Below are 20,690 nucleotides of genomic sequence, written 5' to 3'. Positions count from 1 at the left end.
AGCTTTAATTTATTGTAGAAATCGTCAAAGAAAAATCTTACTGTTTATTATAAAATAAGATAAACCGATTGTTGTCAATGATTACTTAAAGGAGGACTCATAATGGCTTTTTTAATTGATTTTATCAAACGTAAGCCATTGCTTGTTGCAATTTCATTAGTTTTTTTTATTGGCGTTGCTGCGTTTGCAATGAAACAGGTCGAAGCCTACCCTAACATTTCCTGCGCCCCCTGCCACGTTATGGGGCCATATGTAGAAGGCTACAATTCCGGAGAACTTTTATCCCGTAAGCATGCTCAAGCTGGAGTAACGTGCATTGAATGTCATGAAAATACAATTTCTGATAAAGTAGAAGAAACCTGGGAATATGTCACAGACGATTTTGATGATCCGCCGGAAAAACGTAAATTTGATAACGCGATGTGTCTTAAATGTCACAATATCAATGACATCAAAGCCAAAACTCAATATGGAAATGAAAATCCTCACGACTCTCATTTAGGCGACTTAGTGTGTGCTGATTGTCATAAGATGCATAGCAAATCCAAGACATCCTGTGCGGAATGCCACAATTTCGACTTTATGAAAAAGCTTCCCCCTGAATGGGAAAAATAAATTTTCGCAGCTTGCAGCGGTAGAGACAATAATTAAGTTAAAATAAGGGACTGCTATATTTTTCCGTTGGCAGTCCCTTATTTTCTAGGGGAATAAAATTGGGAATATCCATTCATTTTTCCGGAATAGAAAAAAGATACCCAAAACGATCTTTATACGGTCAATTTAGCGGTGCTATTGCCGCCGGCGCCTGTACTTGCATTACGGGAGAAAATGGATCGGGAAAATCCACTTTCTTAAAGATTATCGCTACGCTTATCCGCCCATCTGCCGGAACAATTACCTATATGCTGAACAATCAGCCCCTATCGTCAGATGAGATACACAGCCAAATTGCATTTATTTCGCCTGAGATGCAGTTTTATGAATCATTGACAGCCGCAGAAAATCTTGCTTTTTTCCTCGGCATGACAGGCAGTTTTCTGTCTGCCGGCCAAATTAACAACAGCCTGCAAATAGTAAATCTGCCGCAAGCGTCAAGCATGCAGCTAAGCAACTTTTCTACCGGCATGAAACAGCGATTGAAACTTGCCTTGCTATATGCAGCGAACAAAAAAATTTGGCTGCTTGATGAGCCATCTTCTAATCTAGATCAAAATGGAAGGAATCTTGTTAAGCAGTTGATTGGTATGGCCAAAATTGAACAACGCACTATACTCCTTGCCACAAATGATTCTGCGGAGGTAGCCTATGCCGACACGCTTTACCGGCTTACATAAAACCAAACTGATCTTTTTAAAAGAAATAAAAACCGAGTTGCGAACTCTCTCCGCCATTAATTCCCTCCTCATGTTTGCACTAACAACCCTTGCCGCCGTTAGCCTGTCGCTTGGCAGCCAGCCATTAACGGCAAACCTAATCGCCATTCTTTTCTGGACCATTTTCTTTTTTTCGGCAATGGCCGGACTTTCTCGCGTCTTTTTGCAAGAACAGGCCACAGGTACCCTCCATACTCTCCGCAGTTACAGCAGTAGCCAACCGGTGTTATGGGGAAAGTTTTTCTATAACCTTTTATTGCTGCATGTCTTAGCACTATTCTTGCTGCCATTATTTATAATTTTTCTGAATGTTACCTGTTATCACTTCGGCTATTTATGCTTGCTTTTATTTGCCGGAAATATAGGGATTGCTGCTATAACAACATTAACAGCTTCGATGATTATTTATACTAAGAGCCAAGCTTCGCTCTTTACCGTCCTGAGCTTTCCCATCATTTTGCCGCTATTTTTAGTATCTATTCAACTTACTGAAGGCGTACTAACAAATACAGTTTTTACCATGCAACACCAACTCTGCTTGGTCTTCGGCTATGATATTTTTCTGCTTGGCATTGCTTCTATTTTATTTGATTACATTTGGTACGATTAAGGAGAGCGCATTATGATGATTAATACATTACTATTCTTATTTACTGCCGGCGTTGTCTGGTTGGTATTTTCCCTGGTACCGCCCGCCATTGGCCTTGGCCATTTAGTCCGTTTAATTTTTTTTCATATTCCAACTGCCTGGGTTTCCGTTCTGGCTTTCCTGCTGTCAGCGTGGTGGGCTTTTCGCTATCTTAGAAACCGTCGTCTAGAAAACGATTATTTCAGTTATCGTTCTGCCTTACTCGGATTTTTCTTTTGCCTTTTGGCTACTGTCAGCGGCGCAATTTTTGCCAAATTAACCTGGGGGACGTACTGGAACTGGGACCCCCGCCAAATAACCATCTTTATTTTACTCTTGCTATACGGCGCATATTTTGCGCTACGTACTTCCATTCCAGAACAAGAAAAAAAGGCCAAGCTGTCTGCGATATATTCACTTTTTTCCTGCTTAACCATACCTTTTTTAGTTTTCGTTATTCCCCGCTATTACTTCTCTCTCCATCCCGAGCCGGTAATAAATGCCAGCGGGCATATCGAAATGAACCGAATCATGCTCTATGTTTTATTAGCTTCACTAATCAATGTTACCCTCATTTTTTTTAGACTGTTATTCAGCCGGAGGATTAGCCTATGAAAAAACGTCATTCTATTATATTTATTTTTCTTGCCTTTCTCATCATATACTTCCTAACTGAATTCAAGTTATCGCTTAATCCCTACGTTAGTTTCGCCGAAGCGAGGACAGCTCATTCCACTGTGCAAGTCAAAGGAACGCTGGTAAAAGAGTCAGACATGATTACCTATCGGAATCAGGAGTTAACATTCTTTTTAGTGGACGAAAAAGGGAATAAGGTTCCCGTATGCTACCAGGGAACAAAACCGGATAACTTCGAGCATGCTACGGAAATTGTTGTTGTCGGCAGGCAAAACGGCGAGACATTTTCCGCTGAAAAGTTACTCATTAAATGTCCGTCCAAATACGAAAAGAGAGGATTGTAACATGATTGGTGTTATTAGTCTGTTTCTTGGTTGTATTTGTTCAATAGCAGCGCTCTTTTCTGCCATTAGCCGCTATAGTCGTGCCAAATTGCTGCCAAATTGCGCCAAAATCTCTGCATTCAGCGTGTTTCTTTATCAGTTGTCGGCTATTTTCAGTATCCTTGCTGCCGCTTTTTTAGTATATGCCATTCTTACCGATCAGTTTCAGTACAATTATGTCTGGAGTTATTCTGCCGCAAGTCTCCCCTTGTTCTATAAGCTTGCTGTTTTCTGGGCCGGACAAGAAGGCTCTTTCTTATTGTGGTTATTGTTCCACAGCCTGATTGGACTCTATCTGCTAAAGAAAGGATACCTGCCGAAGCCAGCTTTTATTGCTTATTGTATGGTGCAGACTGTTTTACACATTATACTGCTTCTAAAAAATCCGTTCCTGCTGCATCCTGGCCCTTTTACGGAAAGTATGGGACTGAATCCTCTCCTGCAGGATTTTTGGATGGTTATTCATCCGCCGCTTATCTTTATGGGATATGCGCTCCTGGCTGTTCCGTTTGCCTTAGCGATTGGCGGACTCATTGCGAACAAGCCTAAAGAATTAATCGAACATGCCTTACCTTGGAGCATGCTGGCCTGGGGATTTCTTGGCTCGGGTATTTTTCTTGGCGCCTACTGGGCATATAAAACACTGGGATGGGGCGGCTATTGGAGCTGGGATCCTGTTGAAAATGCATCTCTTATTCCTTGGCTTACCTGCACGGCGTTAATTCATTTTTTGTTTATCGCCCACAAAAAAGCAGGCGCTTATCGCGCCGCCTATTTTTGTGCTATTTATACATTTATCCTGGTCTTATATGGAACTTATCTTACCCGCAGCGGTGTGCTCAGCGATTTTTCTGTACACTCTTTTAGTCAGGACAGCAGTGCCAGCATGCTAGCTATGCTTATGCTTAGTTTAGGCGTTATGGCAACCGTTATTCTGATAATAAAATGGCGCTTGCTTCCCGCTGTGCCGCTATACCAAAGTTTTTACAGCCGTGAGTTTTCACTTGCGGCCGGCGGTGTCACCCTGCTTGGATTGGCAGGGCTGATATTACTGGGCACATCAGCGCCCTTAATCACTCAGCTATTCGGCTCTCCCCAAAGCATTGATCCCGGCTTTTACAATCGGTCTACCCTGCCATTAACCGTTATTTTGCTTGTATTTACAAATCTCTCCCTGCTGCATAACTGGAACCAAGGCAAGTTAAAAAGCAAAAAATATTATCTGGCCTTGCTGCCGTCACTTTTTCTGGGTTTGTTATTTTGCTCCTGCTATTCAATTTTTCAGCCTCTGGCCATACTCGTTACCGGTCTGTCCTTTGTGCTGATAGCCATTCATGCCTCACTGCTTGTAAAAAAGAGGTTAATAGCCGCCTCGCTTAGCCATATGGGCCTCGGCTTTCTTTGCATTGGCATTCTTGTCACTTCGCTTGCCAGTGAAAAAACAACCGTAAGCCTGCAGCCCCAACAGGCCGTTTCCATTTTTGGCCAGGCTATTGAATATACTGGCAGTACGGCAAAAAAATCGGCTCAGCAAAAAATTGAGAGTTTCAAAATAGACCAGGGAAAATATATTTATGCTGTAACAAAATATTCGGCGGACGGAAGAGCATCTGCCCACGAGCCTGCCATTTTAAAAACACTTCGCGGCGATCTTTATCTAACACCATCACAATCCAATACTGAGAAAAGGCAAGTCCGTTTAGCTCTTGATACTCCTCAAACCTTAGACCATATGACCTTTACACTAAAAAACATCTTGGTAGACAAGCAAGCCGCGGATTCCCTTAAAATTACTGTGCAGGTGCTTGTTGAAACCAAAAATACAGAAAATATGTATACCCTGGAAATGGTACAGCAAGATGGCAAGTTTCATGCACTCCCCCGCAAAATTAGCGATACCTGCCAGCTTTCTCTGCAAAGTCTCAATACCAATACCAAAGAGATTAGTCTGCGCATAGATGTACTGCCGCAAGACAACCGGAATATTGATGTTGAAATAAGTTTCAAGCCTTTAATGTGGCTGGTTTGGCTTGGCTGTCTCTTTATCATCGCCGGTATCTTGACGAAAGTGTTTGTCAGCAAAAAAAATTATTCTCTATAACGCCTATATTGGTTAATACATCCCACACAATCAGTGCGGCAAATGCCTCGTTGCGGTCTTTACCTTTGGATAAATCAAGCTTAAGCATTTTTTCGATTTTATCATATCGATAATATATCGTATTGACATGAACAAACATTTCTTTAGCAGTTTTGGCCCAGTTAAAATCATTATGCAATAAAATTCTTAGTGTATCGACAAGCTGCATATTAACTTCGTGATCATAAATCAATATGGGTCCTAAAATTTCTAAGACATATTCCTTCAACGAACCAATCTCTTGTGAAAAAATCATACTGAAAACCCCGAGATTATCAAATGCTTGTACAGAGCCCGATTTTCCCATGATGACAGGAAATGCTAAAGAAATTTTTGCTTCAATATAGGATTTATGTAAATTGGCTAACATATAAAACCGTCCTATTCCACAATTTGGTTGAACGCCAAATTGTCCGGCTAATTTTTCTTGCCAATTCGCAGCCATTTTTTCTATATTTGCCATCGCTTGCCTATCTTTGCTATCTAAAGCCTCTATAATTACAACAATCATATCATTCCAAAGAATAGGCGGAAAAATTTTACTATTTTCTACTTGTTTGCAAAAATTTCCGAGTGTCGTACTTATATCCACAATATTTATTATATTAGCAAATTCCAGCAATAAAATTCCATAAAATTGATCTGTTCTTAAATCAATTTTATGGAATCCGATAATATCATGGATATTAGTACTACTTTTTATTAATGTTTCTATTAGATTTTTTTCAAAGGATTTTGCCTGTTTTTCTAATTGTTCCTGCATATCTAAATACGTTTTCAACGCTAAGCTGCGCATATGTATTTTTTCAATTAACGCTAAAATATCTTTTTGTTGGACGTTATAGACACCAATAATTAAACGATGTTCTAGATTACCCAGTTGGTAGAATAACATTTTTTGGGTCTTATGAAAATAATATTCTGTTTCTTTAATTACGGGGATCTGGCGGAGGAGCATGCAAGTTTTTTCATCATGCATATAGTTTAACGGATAAAATATTTTTTCACGGTTATCCGCTAAAAGAATACTTTTCCCTAATGCCATTTCTAGATCCTCGATAATACGCATAATACCTTCATCTAATAGCTGTTCCAAAAATTTCATTTCCACAGCAATATTATTCCCCATGACTAACTCTCCCAACTAGCCTCCGCTTTATTTAATGCTTTCTCAATCGAGCCAACATAATAATTATCAACTACATCTAATGCATTTAATATATCCCATAACTTTAATGCCACAAATAATTCAAATTTAACGCTGGAATCATGTAGGTTTGTCTGCAGCATTTTTTCAATACGTTCAACACGGTAATATATCGTATTCACATGAACATCACATTTTGCGGCTGTCTCTTTCCAGTTAAACCCGTTATCCATTAAAATTCGCAAAGTATTTAAAAGTTCTCCATTTTTTTGATTATCGTAATAAACAATTGCCCCTAATTTATTCATTACAAAATTTTTATTTAATTCTAGATCTTGTGTAAAAAGAAAGCGGAAAAACCCTAAATCACAAAACCGTTGTACGTAGCCAACTTCTCCTATCAATCGGCGAAATATCAGGGCAACGCGAGCTTCATTATAACTTTTATATAATTCATGCAACGAATATATCTGGCCGATTCCAATAGAAATTTTTATATTATATTTCCGCTCAGCTGATTTGCGAAAAATTTCTGAAACTTTTATTTCCGGCCATTCTTTTCGTAACTCAAAAGTGTCATTTTTATATAGAGCCGGTATAATATGCACTAGATTTTTTTGCCAATATATCGGCCGCAAGGCAGGCAATTTATTTTTGTCCGTATATTTGACCACATCGTTAATTATGTTGTTTACTAGTACCGGATCATCCGTCTTTTCGAGATGAAATAGCTGAATAACATATGGTTTATCGGTATTTAAGTTGAAATGGCCAAACGGTAAAAACTCATCTACTTTCCCGCGTTTTTTGCCAAATAAGGTTTCCATGAGATCATTTTCAATGTTTGAGCATTGAGTTTGAAATTCAATTAGAGTATTTAGATAAAAAGACAATGCTAATCTTGTATCTTCTAACAGTGAAATTACCTCTGGCACATCTGTTTTTGCTACCGGATGCAACACTAAAAATAAACATATTCCATTTTTCTCAACCTTATAAACAAATATATTTTGCTCGCTATCATGCCAGTGTTTGTTTTTTATCTGCAAAATAAGCGAACTATCTATTTTTTTAAAAAATTTCCCTGTTGCATAGATTTCTTTACCTTGTCCATCCACAAACGCAAATTGTTTTCTAAATCGCTTCTGAATATAAGAAATAAGTGCCGTTATGCCATGTTTTCTAACTTTCTCCAAAATACACACAGAATGCGGTACTCCCCTCATAGCACTTACTCACTCCTTCGAATATATAAGAAAAGACTGGCTTGTGCCAAATCCTTCAGGATGCCGACAGAAGCCGTCTGTACCCCTTTAGGGTTAACCGTTCTTACTTATTGTCAGAAAGGTTACGCTTTCTGATAATATAAAAATGCATCTATGAACTTCATAGATGCATTTTAAAGTTCTTGCAATTTAATTCGATTTTAATACGTTTTTTCCTGCTAAGTAACCAAACGTATAGGCACGGCCATGACTATTTCCCATTACCGTTACACAATAATCGTTTGCATAAAAACTACCGGAATTATTACCTGCTGCAAAAAGGCCCGGAATTACCTTCTTATTTTTATCTAAAACCTGCATATTTTCATTAATTTTAAGTCCGCCTAATGTTACCAACAATGCCGTGTCAAGGTGGGCCGCATAAAATGGCGGCCTCTCAATTGTCGTCATACAGTCCGTACGTTTGTAAAAATCTTCATCAAAGCCTTTTTTAGCAAGTTCATTGTAGCGTGCTATGGAAGTTTTTAATTTATCGGCGGGAATATTCATCTTTTGAGCTAGCTCGTCAAATGTATTCGCTGATTTTATAACATTATCTTTAATAAGCTGCTCAACCCGCTTGGGATCATGGTATTCACTTTTTAAAGACTTACAAGCGGTTTGATGAAAACGCGGAGCTTCTTCCGGCCATTTTGCGTCCCAAATCGTCCAGCGTTTATACCCGGGTTCTTGCCGAACCGCATTACTTACATAAGCATAAGGCAAATCTTCATTTGCATACCGGTCCCCCTCGTCATTTACGCTAAGCCAAGGCTGACGCATAACCGAATCCGCTAAGCCGGGTGCCTCTGCCATGCCTATATCAAAATACATGGGGGCATGCGGTGGCTCATCAATGGCAGCGCCAACCCACATTCCCATTTTTTGGCCATCGCCGGTATTCGCCTTACTTGGATATAATTTTATTTTGACGGTTGAACTACTTGGTATGTAATAGTGCAGCATCTCATCATCATTGCCATAATCACCCGCACATAAGATAATGCCTTTTTTGCCAACGCATTTAATATATTTGCCGTTTTGCTCCTTCGCAATGACAGCTGTAACCCTGCCGGTGTTTTCATTTTCCCTGATAAGCTGTACAGCCGGCGTATTGAAATGAATGTCCACCCCTTTTTTCTCAGCTGTCGAAAACAAAGTAAATGCCATGGCAATCACCGGCTTCCCACCAATCATTCCTTTTGGTGCTTTTTCCATTGCTTCTTGGGTGGGCTCAAGAACAAATGTCATAGATGGCATAGTTGGTAAAGTTGCCCCCTCTGCCACCATTTCATCACGGGTCCAAATGTGTTTAACCTTACAACCGGCGCTAAGCGCCATTTCTAATAGCCAATCATTGACTTTTCCACTTTCATTTACATATTTCATAACAACGCGTTGATCATTTCTATAACCTGCATAACGCATCATTTCTCTAGTAAGCGTTATAGGCTCCATATCGCAGCCAACTTGTTTTTGCACTTTTGAATTAACGGCACCATAATCATACCCCCGGAAATTAACATTAGGAGTTTTTTCCAGAAGGATCACCTTGGCCCCTTCCTCAGCGGCAGAAATTGCTGCACATAGCCCAGACATACCAGCACCCACCACAACGACATCCGCTTCCAAGGTGGAAGAAATTTCGCTATCTTTAATGAGTTGCGGCGCCTTCAGAAAACTGGGTTCACTTATAGTTCCTTTGGCATCACCAGCTTTGCTAGTTTCTGAGGTTCCTTGGTCTTCTTTTCGTCCTTTACCGCAGCCGCTGATCATAGTTCCCGCAACAACGCCTGCAACCGTAACTACACTGCTTTTCAGAAAGGTACGGCGTGATAATCCGCCATTTTTTTTCCCTTGTTCCCCACCTTGCTCTAACATCTCCGATTCCTCCAAAAATATCTTTTAAATTTATTACATTACTTAAAAAAATCTAAAATATCTATAATTAATCATAGCATTTCATTATTGTTAAGTCATGTTAGATTCCTACGGGACAATCAGAGATTTTATTGTATAAATTACCGACAACTTAGTTTTATTTCATAAATAATATATGAGATACTTCAAGAATAAAACAATTAAACTGCTTTAAGCAAGAAATTGAAGATTTCTAAGCAAATTAACCCTTTAGACTATACTATTAAAATAGTAATCTAGAATACAACAATATATTCATGTTAAGGAAATATACAAAAGCCGGCAAATACAATTGTATTTTTTTCTAATATAAATTGGTGATACTCCCCTTAGAGGCGCGAATGCAGGGTGCATCTTCACAATGCATACAGGGGGTTGGCCTGTACGCCACATCAACAAGCGGGTACTGTCCCCGTTCTGTACGCTTAATATTGATCCAACGCTGGCCATGCCGGGGCTGAGGCCGGGTATATCCCGGCCAATCATTATCAACATGTTCATCTTTGCAGGCCATGAAACAATTATTGCAGTCTACACATTTTTCAACATCAATAATCAAATGCCACTTTTTCATGAAAATCTCTCCTCGTCACTCCATTTGGTGATTTCAATAAGACATGAATTAGCGGCCATGCCATGGGATTTTTTTATCATCATCCGACTGGGAGTAAGGAGGTTAACGCAGCCACCAAGATCCGGCGATCTTCCAGGTTCACCCACCGGTTTGTAAACAGCAGAAGATTCATAGGAGTGTACAATTCCCGGCGGAATACGTTCCGTCAATTGGGCTGCACAAATCACTGCCCCCCGGTCATTAAATGCCTTGACCAAATCATTTTCCCTAATGCCACGGGCAGTGGCGTCTTGCGGATTAATCCTGATAATCCAATAATAGTGGCCGTTAATTAATACTCGATGATCCTTTATATCATTAATAATGCTATCCTTGCCGTCACTCTGGGTATGAAAGGTAAACTTGGGATGTGGCGAAACAAGCTGTAACGGATACTTGGCAAATAATTCGGTGGCATGTGGACCTTCCCAGGCAGGAACGTATTTCATTATAGGTGGCCGCTCCGGATCGTTGGGGTCATAACGTTTGAGACTTGAGGATTCGAACTCTAATTTGCCTGACTGCGGTTGCAGACCCATGCGGTATGCTTCCGTATAGTCAGACGGTGCCGGAAAAGGTTCCGGGGTGTCCTTAGGCCGGCCTTCCGCATACCAGCGGAACGAAACCGGATCACGTCGCTCTTCCGGCAATGGCGGAATAACATAGTAACCTTTCTTGAGAAACTTTTTCCAGGATATTTTATAAGGCAAATCCGTTCCGTCAAATAACCGTTTACACCATTCCAGTTCTGTAGATCCTTCGGAAAATACCGAGCCCAAACCCAAGCGTTTCGACAACTCCAGGAAAATTTCGATATCAGATTTTGACTCGCCCAGCGGTTCAATGCATTTATGCTGTAAAACAGCAACCCGATGATTGACCTGGGTAAAGGAATGGTGGATATAGCCGCCGCAATTGGCAAATTCACTGATGTCCCAGCGTTCAAAGTTCGTACAGGCTGGTAAAATTACGTCAGCAAACTGCGCTTCTCCCTCAAACCAAATTGACTGATTGACAACGAACTCAAGGCCGTCGGAGCGATACATATTTGCATAACGGTTAGTGTCAACCATAGTGCCAATATGCGAGCCGCCATATTTATAATACATTTTTACCGGTGAATAACCGGGAGTGGGGTATTTGAGCGGGATGAACTGTCCTTCAATCGTGGTAGCATCCGCGTTATAAGTTTCACAGTGACCCTCCATAATGGCCTCGGGAATTTTAAGCCGCGGCACCCCCTGCTTAACGGTATTCATGGTTACGATATTCGGCATCCGCTGATATAAATTAAGGAAGTTACCGGTGCCAAAGATGTCACCCGACATCCCCCTTATCCACATAATCCTTATCATAAAGGTTCTCGGTAATCCAGACATAAGCGATAGCCAACACCATAGCACTGTCCGTACCTGGCTTAGGTGCCAGCCATTTACCGCCTAAAAGTCCGACCGTATGATTGTAATAAGGATCAATATGAACAAACTTAATGCCCAACTCTTTTAACCACTGGCGCCGTACTGTGCCTTCGGCTGCACCATATACACCACTGGTAGATTCAGGGTCGCTAGACCAAAAGACCATCATTTCGCAGTTCTGCAGGCAGTCCTCCACTAGATTATAGAACTCCGAGCCCCCATTCCGGGCACTTTGGCCCCAATGGTGCGTTGCTCCCCAGAACCAGCCTTCCCAGCTATCCGGATTATGAACTACCGGTGTCCAGCCAATCGAGTTAAAAAAACGCAGTCTGGCACTAAGCCAGTATCCTAACGCTCCCCAGGTATGGTGCGAGCCACTGCCGTTCATAATGGCACCCGGACCATGTTCTCTTTTTACCCGTTTAATTTCATTGACAACAATATCGAGTGCTTCGTTCCAGCTAATCCGTTCATAGCCGGATATGCCCCGGTTTTGTGGATTTCTTGCGCCATGCGGATCAAAGTCCACGCGTTTCATGGGATACAGCAACCGATTTGGGGAATAAATCATGGATTTCCAGGCCAGAGTATGCGGATTAACCGTAGTTTTCTTAGGTGGCGAGAAGGTTTGGCCCCGGGCTTTAACCACCCACGGATCTGCATCCTCTCCGTCAAAATCAGTAGGCGTAATACGGAGAATTTTGCCATTTTTTACATACACAAAGACAGGACCGCAGTTAGTGTTGTTCGTATAACGCTTAACACCACCGCCCATATCCAGGCCATAATCCGGATTATGATTCATTGTCATATTCAAGGTTTCCGCAAACCATATCGCTAATTCGTCCGGCCCCCGCATATCAAGCTGAAAACTCTTAGCGGAACTGATAAATTCTAAAAAAGTTTTGGTAGGGCTCATGATTCTCACTGCTGTTGCTGCATCTTCAAACGACATAACAATATCAGGATCGGGATGAATACCTGCTTTTGAAGAAATTTTGCCATCTTTAAAAATAAAATACCTGCCTTGGGAATTGTCTCGCAGCTTAATTTGGGCTGTCAGATTCTTTTCTTTCAATCGCTCCGCAAAAATGGCCGAACGCAATGCCGTCATTTTCAAAACCTTTTCCAGGCCAAATAGAATAACTGAAAATTGCGTACTGTCTAATATCATCTTACTTTTTCCCTCCAGGATATGTTCATATAACAAACGTATGCAAAAGGAGCAGTCTAAAAGCATTGAGACTGCTCCTTAACTACTAGCTTAAAACTTTTCCAATACTTTATTAAAATAGCATGATAATGCTAAGAAATAAAACAGCCCTTAGAAATACAACTTCAACTTCGCCAGGACATAACTGCGGTCATCCGGAACGCCGTTCATATCCTTAACCCGCTTGACCGGTGCATAGTCAATCTTAAATACCGTGTTGTCAAATACGGTCCGCTCGTAAGAAGCCACTAAGCCCTTGACATTATCAATATTTGAGCCGTTTGTCGGATAGCCCCAGCCATTGGGGGTAGTCTCAAGCAAAGTGTTACTGCATGGATCAAAGTAAGGATCCGCCTTTATATACGTTAATGACGCCCCACTGGAACCTACCTTTGACGGGATAGCTCCTTGACATTTTATGCGTGCAAAAAAAGCGTTGGCGGCTCCACCATTTTCATGTTGTGCTAGATTGGAGTCATTTCGCCCATACTCACCGGAAAATACCCATTTGGAGTTAAGCTGCTGCTGATACCCCAAAGTAACAGTATTATACGCATTTAACAATTCTTTATCATCGTCTTTCCATAGAGTAGCTACGATCTTCTTATCTTTGTCAATTGTATAGGCGGTATCAACTGCGTAATAAGTACACCATAGTAACCGATGTGTTATCAAATCTGTCACTAGCGGCATTGCGTGACCCGGCAAATACGGATCCTGTAAACGATACGTCTTTAGAAACCGGAACAAACAAATTTATATCTGTCCGATGATAATAACCGTTTGTATCCACATCACTCCCATCGAAAGTATACATTCCTTTATCGTTGGCATTGCTATACCTAAGATCAACGGTACCGGTTATGACTACATCGGCTCCCGAAATAGCTAAACAAGCAGAATTAGCAGCTGCTCCTACCATTAGCGTTGCTAACAAGGCGGCTATCTTTTTCATAATACAAACCATCCTCTTCCTAAATTTCTTTAACGGCCTCTATCAAACCGTCTTACCTAAACTCTAGAGATTAATTATAACGTCCGTACTTCTCTACCGCGTCAAAGAAGGCTTTCATATTTTCGTGTTTTGCGTTCATAGGAACACAGCAGCCTGATGAATAAATGAAACCGCCGCCTTTGCCGACAACCTCAAACAGCTTTTTAGCGTACGCGTCTACTTCACTTGGCGATCCTACCGCTAAAAGCGCGGCCGGCATATCTCCCATAATGGCGCAATGGCCGTTTAGTATTTCTTTCGCCTTGAAAATATCTGTAGAACCGTCTAATTGCACAACAAATTTTTTGGCCGGCAGTTCCAATAAATAGGGCAAATTTTTCGTCCAGTCGGAATCAAAGTGCAATATCGGAATAATTTCTTTTTGGTTCAAACCATTCACAAGCCGCTTCATTACCGGCAAAAATAATTTTTCGAACTTCTTCAGCGATATCCATTGCGCACTGCTGCGGGAGTCACCGATAAACGTACGCCGAATACCGACCTGATCCGCCTGAACGGAAAGCAGCTCAATCATGCCATCGGTAACCACATTCATAGCTTCATATACTGTATCCGGTATTTGAAATACATCTTTAAAAAATTTTTCCAGCGACCGGCTCATTGATAACACGTCGGGTGCCGAACCACCCAATATTCCCCAGGTTGAACTTTGCCCGCGGCGCTGCGTACGTTGGTTTTCATCTATCAATAATTTGCCTTTTTCTTGCATCGCCGCAAGCTGCTCCTCCAGAGTTGTGCCATGGGCTACTTGATTAAACTTACCGACATAGGCCAAGAGCCCTTCATTAATGAGCAGGTCATAGTCTTCCCGGGTTGTAATTTCCACTTCGTGCATCTGAAAAGAAGCATTGTCCGGCAGTTCCACACCAGGCATTGCCGTACGCATGAGTCCGACTTTTTTCATAAGCGGCGCATACCGTTCACACATGATAAAAGGGTTGCTGTCCCAAATCGGATAAGCTTCTTGTACTTTATCAAGAGCATTCATGCACTTTTTCCAGTCCCACATAAACTCCTTATTAGTAATTCCTGCAAATTGCCCGGCATACTGGTCAATCATCGGCGCACACACTACCCGGTCGACCGGTTCAAGATTAATGGTTGCTACCAGTCTCTCTTCTGCTGTCATTTGATCTTTTTTTACTGTCATTTGAACCATCCTTTGCTAATATTTTTTGCTTTAAAAATGGTATTGAAAATTATTTTCCGTTTGCCGCAGCGATCATGGCTTTTACATTTTCAACTTTGGCATTCACCGGAACAGCGCAGCCTGAGGCGAGGATAAATCCCGTTCCCATATCTTTAATTAATTTCGTACAATAATGATATACATCTTCAGGAGTCCCTAGCGTAAACAGGGCGGCCGGCACATCCCCCTTAATACACATGCGGTCACCGAGAATCTCTTTTATTTTATAAATGTTGGTTGCGCCATCTGTTTCAATCAAAGCCGTCAATATCGCCCAGGTCTTTGATCGATTCCACCATTACCTTGTTAGACACTTTTAAACTTGAACAAAACTCTGACAGTTTGACCCCCATATGGGTCGCACAAAAACCATCTGCTAACGTTACTACCGGAGTCCGGTCAGTTTTTTCCAGCGCGACGGCTTTTCTTATTCTTTCCTTACGTTCGTTCAACAATTCTGCGGTGTTTTCATCGTAACCCCTCCTTTAAAAGTTAGAAACTATCCTCTACAGTAGGCACTCGCAACATTTAAAAAATTCACAATTATTATTTTTTATATTATAGTAAAACATATTTTTAGGGAAATTCAGATTACTCATTATAGCGATAAGCAAAAATAATACCCATTCATCATACCTTTCGGCAATGCACGTATTGTATTGTTAACTAATTAAAACTACACTATAATGAAATTATCCTATACTTTTTGACCAAATTTTCTTGGAGGGAAGCATGGAAACTCGTCAATTGGAAATTTTTGTTTGCGTCGCAGAACGATTAAATTTTACCGAAGCAGCCAAACACCTATATCTCACACAATCCGCAGTAAGTTTGCAAATAGCTGATTTAGAAAAGCAGCTAGGTGTCAAATTATTTAAAAGAAATTCGCACTCAGTTCAATTGACAGAAGCTGGTCAAGTTTTTTTAAAAGAAGCTAAATCCCTTATTGCTACACTGGAAGAAGCAATAAAAAAAACCCGACATACTGCGTCTGGTTTTGCAGGTACTTTAAAAGTCGGGTTTCTTGAATCGCATACTAAACATTTTTTACCCAAGCTAGTAAAAGACTTTCGAAAATCATATCCCAAGATCAAATTAATGTTAATCCAATTGAATTGGGGTGATTTAAATATGGCTTTAGAGCACAATGATATCGATATAGGTCTTACTATGTCCGTATCATTACAAAATGCGCCCCATGTAGTCTGGCAGCCACTTTTACGGGATGTGGAATGTTTTGTCATTCCCTATGACCATCCGCTGGCAAATCAGCCTGAATTGGATTTAGCGGCAGTAGCTAAAGAGCCCTTTATTGTCCTAAACCGCGAAGTTGCACCCTGCCCCTACGATTTCACTTTTCAGCTATGCGCCAACCGGGGATTTACCCCCAGGATAGTCGAACGACCTTATCTCACCGAAATCCTGCTTACGTTTGTCGAATCAGGTGAGGGAATTGCCATTCTCCCTTATTTTGCTACAAAGCCCTATGCCAGTCCCAATCTTCGCTTCATTAAACTGGAAGGCGAAGATGCTCAAGTTGATTTGGTGGCATCCTGGAAAAAAGTAAATCGAAATCCAGCTATCCCTTTGTTTCTGAACAAAGCAAAGAAAAATATTCAAATCATACAAAATGGTATGATATTTCCTTGTACAACTGAGTAATTTAACTGTCTGTAAAGTAAAAATGAAATAGAAAAAAGTAGAGTTTCAGTCTGCGAATCTCTACTTTTTTCTATGGTGCGCCCGGCAATTCGTTATTGCAAAAGCCCCCATCAAACCAGATACTATCTAATTTGACAGGGACTACTTTTTTCCTATTAGTTAAGTCGTAGTTTTTTAACCAATTATTACATTGATTATGCAGAGGCCAAGAAAATAATAAAATTACTCTTTAACAGCTACCTTCCGTAAATCCGTCCGCAGTAACACCCGGGTAACCCGCATATTATCGACTTCTTCGACCACAAACTCATACTCTTCATGACTAATTTTCTGACCGGGATGCGGTGGCATCTCCACCCGGGCCGACACCCAGCCACCAAGAGTATCGATATCATCCGAATCCAGCTTCAAGCCAAAAACTTCATTTACTTCCTCCAGTAACAGCCGGCCATCAACCGAATGAATATTATCTTCCCGGATTTCAACAAATGGCCGCTCCTCGTCAAACTCATCCTGAATTTCCCCGACGATTTCCTCCAATATATCCTCGACCGTTACCAAACCGGCAGTACCGCCGTATTCATCAATCACGATCGCAATTTGCGCCCGATTCTTTTGCAAGAGTTTCAGTAAATCACTAATCGGCATTGATTCAGGAACAGCCAAGACTCCCCGCACCAGGTCCCGCAGTGCCGGACTTTCTCCTTTCGCCAGTACGGCAAGCAAATCCTTGATATGCACAAACCCGATAATATTGTCTTTATCCGGGTCACAGACCGGGTAACGGGTAAGTTGCTCGTCCAAAGCCTTTTCCATGTTGACGGCAAAGGGATCCTCGGCATAGAGGCACACCATATCAGTCCGCGGAATCATAACTTCTTTCGCATGTCTTTCAGCAAAATCAAAAATATTATCGACTAGTGTGAGTTCTGTCTTGTTTATATAGCCTTGTTTTTGACTCTCTTCCATCAGAATGCGGATTTCTTCTTCCGTATGGGCGGCTTCATGCTCACTCGCAACCTGGATGCCCACCCCTCGGAGAATCCAACCAGTCATTGTATTTAAAATCCATATAAACGGATACATAAGCTTGTAAAAGCCAATCAATGGCACAGACGTCCAGATTGTCACACTGTCGGCTTTCTGGATGGCCAGCGATTTAGGGGCCAATTCACCCAGAATGATATGCAACGCGGTAATCAGCGAAAAAGCAATCCCAAAAGATATTGTCTGAATAACGGCTTCCGAAAAGCCCAAGTCTAACAATACAGGCTCAATCATGTGGGCAACAGCCGGCTCGCCAATCCAGCCGAGACCCAGTGAAGCCAGAGTAATCCCTAGCTGGCAAGCCGATAAATACGCATCCAGATGATCGACCAGTTTTTTCGCATACTTAGCACGCGTATTGCCTTCCTGTAACAGCGTTTCGATCCGCGTACTGCGCACCTTAACCATAGCAAACTCGGCAGCAACGAAAAAACCATTTAACAATACCAAAAACACGACAAGCACTACATTAAACACAGTAGACGCAGGGTCCAATAAGTTCCGATTCCCTAGGCAGTAGAGAGATCGGTTCACCTCCTTTTTTCACAATAAAACTACATAGTCTCTCGCTAATTTGCCAATCACCGCGTCCCATTATTTAGGTAAATAGTTATGGCAAAAGGAGGTTGCCTATGACACAACCTCCTTTTGCTGTCAGCGGCCCAGCCGCTGTGCCAGTTCCTGCAATTTTACCGCCCGCTGGGCGGTAGTAGGGTGCGTACTAAAGAGATTAGCCAGCCAGTCGCCGCCCTTAAGCGGATTGACGATAAACATATGGGCGGTTGCCGGTGTCACCGCCGGCAACGTCTGATGTTTGGCATAATACTCCAGTTTTTGCAGCGCATTGGCTAAAGCTTGCGGATTGCCGGTCAGTAAACCACCGCTTTCATCAGCCAGAAACTCCCGGGTCCGGGAAATACCAAGCTGAATGAGGGTAGCCGCTAACGGAGCTACCACCATCAACAACAGTGACCCGATAATTCCACCAACACCATTTTCTTGCTCTTCGTCATTATTACGGCCGAAACCGCCGAATAGAACCGCCCATTGCGCCATATTGGCGATCATACTGATCATCCCCGCCAACGTGGCCACAATGGTACTAATTAAGGTGTCGCGATTTCTCACGTGCGCCAGTTCATGGGCCATAACCCCTGCCAGCTCCTCACGGTTTAAAATGCGGAGAATGCCGGTTGTGGCCGCCACCGCCGCATGCTCGGGATCGCGTCCGGTCGCAAAAGCGTTGGGCATCTCGGTATCCATAATATAGACCTTAGGCATGGGCATCTTGGCCTTGCGCGCCAGATTGACAACGATTTCATAGAGTATCGGGGCTTCCTGGGCGGTCACTTCCCGTGCGCCGTACATATTGAGCACAATTTTATCACTAAACCAGTAACTGCCGAAATTCATGGCCACCGATAGCAAGAACATGACCAGCATGCCGCCTTTTCCGCCAAACCAGTTGCCGATCGCCAACAATACTCCTGTCAGTGTCGCTAGAAGAAGTACCGTTTTCATACGGTTCATATAAGGTTCTCCACACTCCTCATGTTTTTTACTGTCGCATTACTACGAAGTTAGCGAGCAATCAAGTGCTCCATTTTCGTGTTGATACCTATTATACAGGATGGTGCCTTGTTATTACAATTTCCTTTCCAGCTTTGCCCAAACGGTTTGAGACGACCTGACGCAATTGTTTCATACTGAATCGCTGCCAATCATGCTGGCTTTACCAGGCTTGTTCACACTTGCGTTTTCATAATATCCAACCGTCAATGCCAAATCTAAATTCTATTTAATTATGATCGATCATTGTAAAATGAAATGCAACAAACTTCTAAAAACGTCTAGTTTCATATTGATTGCTTGTCATGAAAAAATGCACCGCTCATGTAATATAGTTTTACTATACGGCATAAGAAGTGCTTTTTTCTTTTTTCCCATGTTATGGGTTCAGACTAGTATTCTTTTTTAGGAATAAGTATTCATCAACAAGCTAACTGTTATTAGGGCAGGAAGATCCCCTCCGGGTCAATTACCTTATACAATAGTTCCACTTGCTTTCTGGTAGGCGGCAGTGTTTCCCCCGCTACCCGTGACACATTCAGGGTAAAGCCAACGTTATCAATAACATTTTGCACGGTAAAGCCGGGATGCACGGTATCCAAATACATTTCTCCGGTTTCGTCAAAACGAAATACGGCCATGTCGGTAATGACGGTGGAAACACCGCCTTTAAAGTAGGAGCGGTAGACCTCCTGTTTGGGCACCCATTCGCCGGAGGGCCATTTTTTTATCCGCCAGCCGGGTGAGGTCACATAATCAACCTGTTCCTTGAATCGCCGTTTTTCCTGTACCATGATGAATACTGTCCGTTTGGCATAGGAACAAATGTCCGCGTTGCCGCCGCTGCCGGTAAACCGTTTTTGCGGATGATTGTAATCACCAAGTACCGTGCAATTTACATTGCCATATTTGTCAATTTCCGCGCCGCCTAAAAAGCCGAGATCGACTGTTCCGGAATGCAGTTGCCCGTAAAAAGCTTCAAATAACCCCGAAGCCCGGGACGCCTGGTAGGTGCAGCGGGCATCCCCCACGGATGTGGGCGTATGCAGAGGTCTGCCGTCAATACTGCCGGCTTCGTAAATACAGACGGCGCTCGGCGCATGTTCATGCTGGGCCAGGGTAATTGCCAGCATGGGCAGGCCGGTACCGGCAAAAACGACGTCGCCGTCACATACCTCTCTGGCTGCCGCTGCCGCCAGCAGATCAATGGGCTTAAACTCGCCGGGTTGGCAATATTCGCTGGTATGGCTCACCTATCTCGTCCCCCTTTTGGCTCTGGCTGAATAGCCCAAAATCTGACTGGCCCGCAATTCTTCCAGCCGTCTGACCCCCAGCTTTTCCAAATATTCTTCATGGGTTTTAACACTAAAAATCCATTTTTCCGCAAACTCGTCAAACGCCTGCTGATCCCGTATCCGGTTAAAAGCTTTTAAAAAGTCGGCGTCAGAGTCATAGTAATACTGGGAACCTGT

21 protein-coding genes and 1 pseudogene are annotated in these 20,690 nt (G+C 42.3%); 7 read left to right on the top strand and 15 right to left on the bottom strand.

Features of this window, described 5'->3' with window-relative positions; all coding sequences use genetic code 11:
• The first annotated feature begins 102 nt into the window (after positions 1-102).
• From BLR65_RS12420 to ccsA, 6 genes are all read left to right on the top strand, one after another.
• Entirely contained in the window at positions 103-615 is a 513-nt protein-coding gene (locus BLR65_RS12420; RefSeq protein ID WP_093794506.1) for a cytochrome c3 family protein, read from the top strand.
• 98 nt (positions 616-713) lie between these two features.
• Complete coding sequence (locus BLR65_RS12415; protein WP_169716828.1) at positions 714-1,334, top strand: ABC transporter ATP-binding protein; 621 nt, start codon at positions 714-716, stop codon at positions 1,332-1,334.
• The gene (locus BLR65_RS12410; protein ID WP_093794504.1) at positions 1,306-1,983 is read left to right on the top strand and encodes a heme exporter protein CcmB; all 678 of its coding nucleotides are present in this window, start codon (positions 1,306-1,308) and stop codon (positions 1,981-1,983) included. Before BLR65_RS12415 ends, BLR65_RS12410 begins: the two co-directional genes overlap by 29 nt.
• Positions 1,984-1,998: 15 nt before the next feature.
• Positions 1,999-2,616: a cytochrome c biogenesis protein gene (locus BLR65_RS12405; protein ID WP_093794579.1), complete on the top strand. Its 618-nt coding sequence runs from the start codon at positions 1,999-2,001 to the stop codon at positions 2,614-2,616.
• A complete protein-coding gene (locus BLR65_RS12400) occupies positions 2,613-2,981 on the top strand; it encodes a cytochrome c maturation protein CcmE domain-containing protein (RefSeq protein WP_093794503.1) in 369 nt (122 codons plus the stop codon). The genes BLR65_RS12405 and BLR65_RS12400 overlap by 4 nt, the downstream gene beginning before the upstream one ends.
• Position 2,982: 1 nt before the next feature.
• Positions 2,983-5,121: a cytochrome c biogenesis protein CcsA gene (ccsA, locus tag BLR65_RS12395; protein ID WP_169716829.1), complete on the top strand. Its 2,139-nt coding sequence runs from the start codon at positions 2,983-2,985 to the stop codon at positions 5,119-5,121.
• Here ccsA and BLR65_RS12390 read toward each other — a convergent pair.
• The 11 genes from BLR65_RS12390 to BLR65_RS30910 all read right to left on the bottom strand — a co-directional run bounded on the left by BLR65_RS12390 (position 5,096) and on the right by BLR65_RS30910 (position 15,392).
• The gene (locus BLR65_RS12390) at positions 5,096-6,289 is read right to left on the bottom strand and encodes a PucR family transcriptional regulator (protein WP_093794501.1); all 1,194 of its coding nucleotides are present in this window, start codon (positions 6,287-6,289) and stop codon (positions 5,096-5,098) included. The two genes, ccsA and BLR65_RS12390, sit on opposite strands and share 26 nt — an antisense overlap.
• Before the next feature lie 2 nt (positions 6,290-6,291).
• Positions 6,292-7,533, bottom strand: a complete 1,242-nt coding sequence (locus BLR65_RS12385) for a PucR family transcriptional regulator (protein ID WP_093794500.1) — start codon at positions 7,531-7,533, stop codon at positions 6,292-6,294.
• A gap of 189 nt (positions 7,534-7,722) precedes the next feature.
• Positions 7,723-9,453 (bottom strand): FAD-dependent oxidoreductase, encoded by a 1,731-nt coding sequence (locus BLR65_RS12380; RefSeq protein ID WP_093794499.1) that lies wholly within the window; start codon positions 9,451-9,453, stop codon positions 7,723-7,725.
• A 343-nt stretch (positions 9,454-9,796) separates the two neighbouring features.
• Positions 9,797-10,066, bottom strand: a complete 270-nt coding sequence (locus BLR65_RS12375; RefSeq protein ID WP_211285119.1) for a 4Fe-4S dicluster domain-containing protein — start codon at positions 10,064-10,066, stop codon at positions 9,797-9,799.
• Entirely contained in the window at positions 10,063-11,433 is a 1,371-nt protein-coding gene (locus BLR65_RS30470) for a molybdopterin dinucleotide binding domain-containing protein (protein ID WP_211285120.1), read from the bottom strand. The genes BLR65_RS12375 and BLR65_RS30470 overlap by 4 nt, the downstream gene beginning before the upstream one ends.
• Positions 11,423-12,697: a molybdopterin-dependent oxidoreductase gene (locus BLR65_RS30465; RefSeq protein ID WP_211285121.1), complete on the bottom strand. Its 1,275-nt coding sequence runs from the start codon at positions 12,695-12,697 to the stop codon at positions 11,423-11,425. Before BLR65_RS30465 ends, BLR65_RS30470 begins: the two co-directional genes overlap by 11 nt.
• Before the next feature lie 150 nt (positions 12,698-12,847).
• Positions 12,848-13,411, bottom strand: a complete 564-nt coding sequence (locus BLR65_RS12365; protein ID WP_143122568.1) for a hypothetical protein — start codon at positions 13,409-13,411, stop codon at positions 12,848-12,850.
• A complete protein-coding gene (locus tag BLR65_RS12360; RefSeq protein WP_093794497.1) occupies positions 13,368-13,691 on the bottom strand; it encodes a hypothetical protein in 324 nt (107 codons plus the stop codon). Before BLR65_RS12360 ends, BLR65_RS12365 begins: the two co-directional genes overlap by 44 nt.
• A gap of 70 nt (positions 13,692-13,761) precedes the next feature.
• Positions 13,762-14,901, bottom strand: coding sequence for a uroporphyrinogen decarboxylase family protein (locus tag BLR65_RS12355; RefSeq protein WP_093794496.1), 1,140 nt, complete (start codon positions 14,899-14,901; stop codon positions 13,762-13,764).
• A 49-nt stretch (positions 14,902-14,950) separates the two neighbouring features.
• On the bottom strand, positions 14,951-15,199 hold the full coding sequence (locus BLR65_RS30915) for a uroporphyrinogen decarboxylase family protein (protein WP_245692730.1): 249 nt from the start codon (positions 15,197-15,199) through the stop codon (positions 14,951-14,953).
• Positions 15,192-15,392 carry a hypothetical protein gene (locus tag BLR65_RS30910; protein WP_245692729.1) on the bottom strand — a complete coding sequence of 67 codons (201 nt, stop codon included), beginning with the start codon at positions 15,390-15,392 and terminating at the stop codon, positions 15,192-15,194. The genes BLR65_RS30915 and BLR65_RS30910 overlap by 8 nt, the downstream gene beginning before the upstream one ends.
• Positions 15,393-15,672: 280 nt before the next feature.
• Between BLR65_RS30910 and BLR65_RS12345 the strand changes: the two genes are divergently transcribed.
• On the top strand, positions 15,673-16,602 hold the full coding sequence (locus BLR65_RS12345; RefSeq protein ID WP_093794495.1) for a LysR family transcriptional regulator: 930 nt from the start codon (positions 15,673-15,675) through the stop codon (positions 16,600-16,602).
• 222 nt (positions 16,603-16,824) lie between these two features.
• Here BLR65_RS12345 and BLR65_RS12340 read toward each other — a convergent pair whose 3' ends face one another.
• The 4 genes and pseudogenes from BLR65_RS12340 to BLR65_RS29780 form a co-directional block, all read right to left on the bottom strand.
• On the bottom strand, positions 16,825-18,144 hold the full coding sequence (locus BLR65_RS12340) for a hemolysin family protein (protein ID WP_093794494.1): 1,320 nt from the start codon (positions 18,142-18,144) through the stop codon (positions 16,825-16,827).
• Between the two features lie 159 nt (positions 18,145-18,303).
• The gene (gene htpX, locus BLR65_RS12335; RefSeq protein WP_093794493.1) at positions 18,304-19,179 is read right to left on the bottom strand and encodes a zinc metalloprotease HtpX; all 876 of its coding nucleotides are present in this window, start codon (positions 19,177-19,179) and stop codon (positions 18,304-18,306) included.
• 479 nt (positions 19,180-19,658) lie between these two features.
• Entirely contained in the window at positions 19,659-20,471 is an 813-nt protein-coding gene (locus tag BLR65_RS12330) for a CoA-transferase subunit beta (protein ID WP_093794492.1), read from the bottom strand.
• Positions 20,472-20,690 (bottom strand): annotated as a pseudogene (locus tag BLR65_RS29780) (hypothetical protein); the annotation flags it as partial.

Origin of the sequence: Sporomusa acidovorans (assembly GCF_900101845.1) — a bacterium.
In the GTDB taxonomy this organism is placed as follows: Bacteria; Bacillota; Negativicutes; order Sporomusales; family Sporomusaceae; genus Sporomusa; species Sporomusa acidovorans.
The sequence above is the reverse complement of the archived record's forward strand: the minus strand, read 5'-3'. Positions and strand labels throughout refer to the sequence as shown.

What these genes read in the sequence shown, in the direction of transcription:
- BLR65_RS12420 (WP_093794506.1), top strand. Translation starts at nt 103, where the DNA reads ATGGCTTTTTTAATTGATTTTATCAAACGTAAGCCATTGCTTGTTGCA.
- BLR65_RS30465 (WP_211285121.1), bottom strand. Translation starts at nt 12,697, where the DNA reads ATGATATTAGACAGTACGCAATTTTCAGTTATTCTATTTGGCCTGGAA.
- BLR65_RS12360 (WP_093794497.1), bottom strand. Translation starts at nt 13,691, where the DNA reads ATGAAAAAGATAGCCGCCTTGTTAGCAACGCTAATGGTAGGAGCAGCT.
- BLR65_RS12380 (WP_093794499.1), bottom strand. Translation starts at nt 9,453, where the DNA reads ATGTTAGAGCAAGGTGGGGAACAAGGGAAAAAAAATGGCGGATTATCA.
- BLR65_RS12355 (WP_093794496.1), bottom strand. Translation starts at nt 14,901, where the DNA reads ATGACAGTAAAAAAAGATCAAATGACAGCAGAAGAGAGACTGGTAGCA.
- BLR65_RS12405 (WP_093794579.1), top strand. Translation starts at nt 1,999, where the DNA reads ATGATTAATACATTACTATTCTTATTTACTGCCGGCGTTGTCTGGTTG.
- BLR65_RS12410 (WP_093794504.1), top strand. Translation starts at nt 1,306, where the DNA reads ATGCCGACACGCTTTACCGGCTTACATAAAACCAAACTGATCTTTTTA.
- BLR65_RS12390 (WP_093794501.1), bottom strand. Translation starts at nt 6,289, where the DNA reads ATGGGGAATAATATTGCTGTGGAAATGAAATTTTTGGAACAGCTATTA.
- ccsA (WP_169716829.1), top strand. Translation starts at nt 2,983, where the DNA reads ATGATTGGTGTTATTAGTCTGTTTCTTGGTTGTATTTGTTCAATAGCA.
- BLR65_RS12345 (WP_093794495.1), top strand. Translation starts at nt 15,673, where the DNA reads ATGGAAACTCGTCAATTGGAAATTTTTGTTTGCGTCGCAGAACGATTA.
- BLR65_RS12385 (WP_093794500.1), bottom strand. Translation starts at nt 7,533, where the DNA reads ATGAGGGGAGTACCGCATTCTGTGTGTATTTTGGAGAAAGTTAGAAAA.
- BLR65_RS30470 (WP_211285120.1), bottom strand. Translation starts at nt 11,433, where the DNA reads ATGTCGGGTGACATCTTTGGCACCGGTAACTTCCTTAATTTATATCAG.
- htpX (WP_093794493.1), bottom strand. Translation starts at nt 19,179, where the DNA reads ATGAACCGTATGAAAACGGTACTTCTTCTAGCGACACTGACAGGAGTA.
- BLR65_RS12375 (WP_211285119.1), bottom strand. Translation starts at nt 10,066, where the DNA reads ATGAAAAAGTGGCATTTGATTATTGATGTTGAAAAATGTGTAGACTGC.
- BLR65_RS12400 (WP_093794503.1), top strand. Translation starts at nt 2,613, where the DNA reads ATGAAAAAACGTCATTCTATTATATTTATTTTTCTTGCCTTTCTCATC.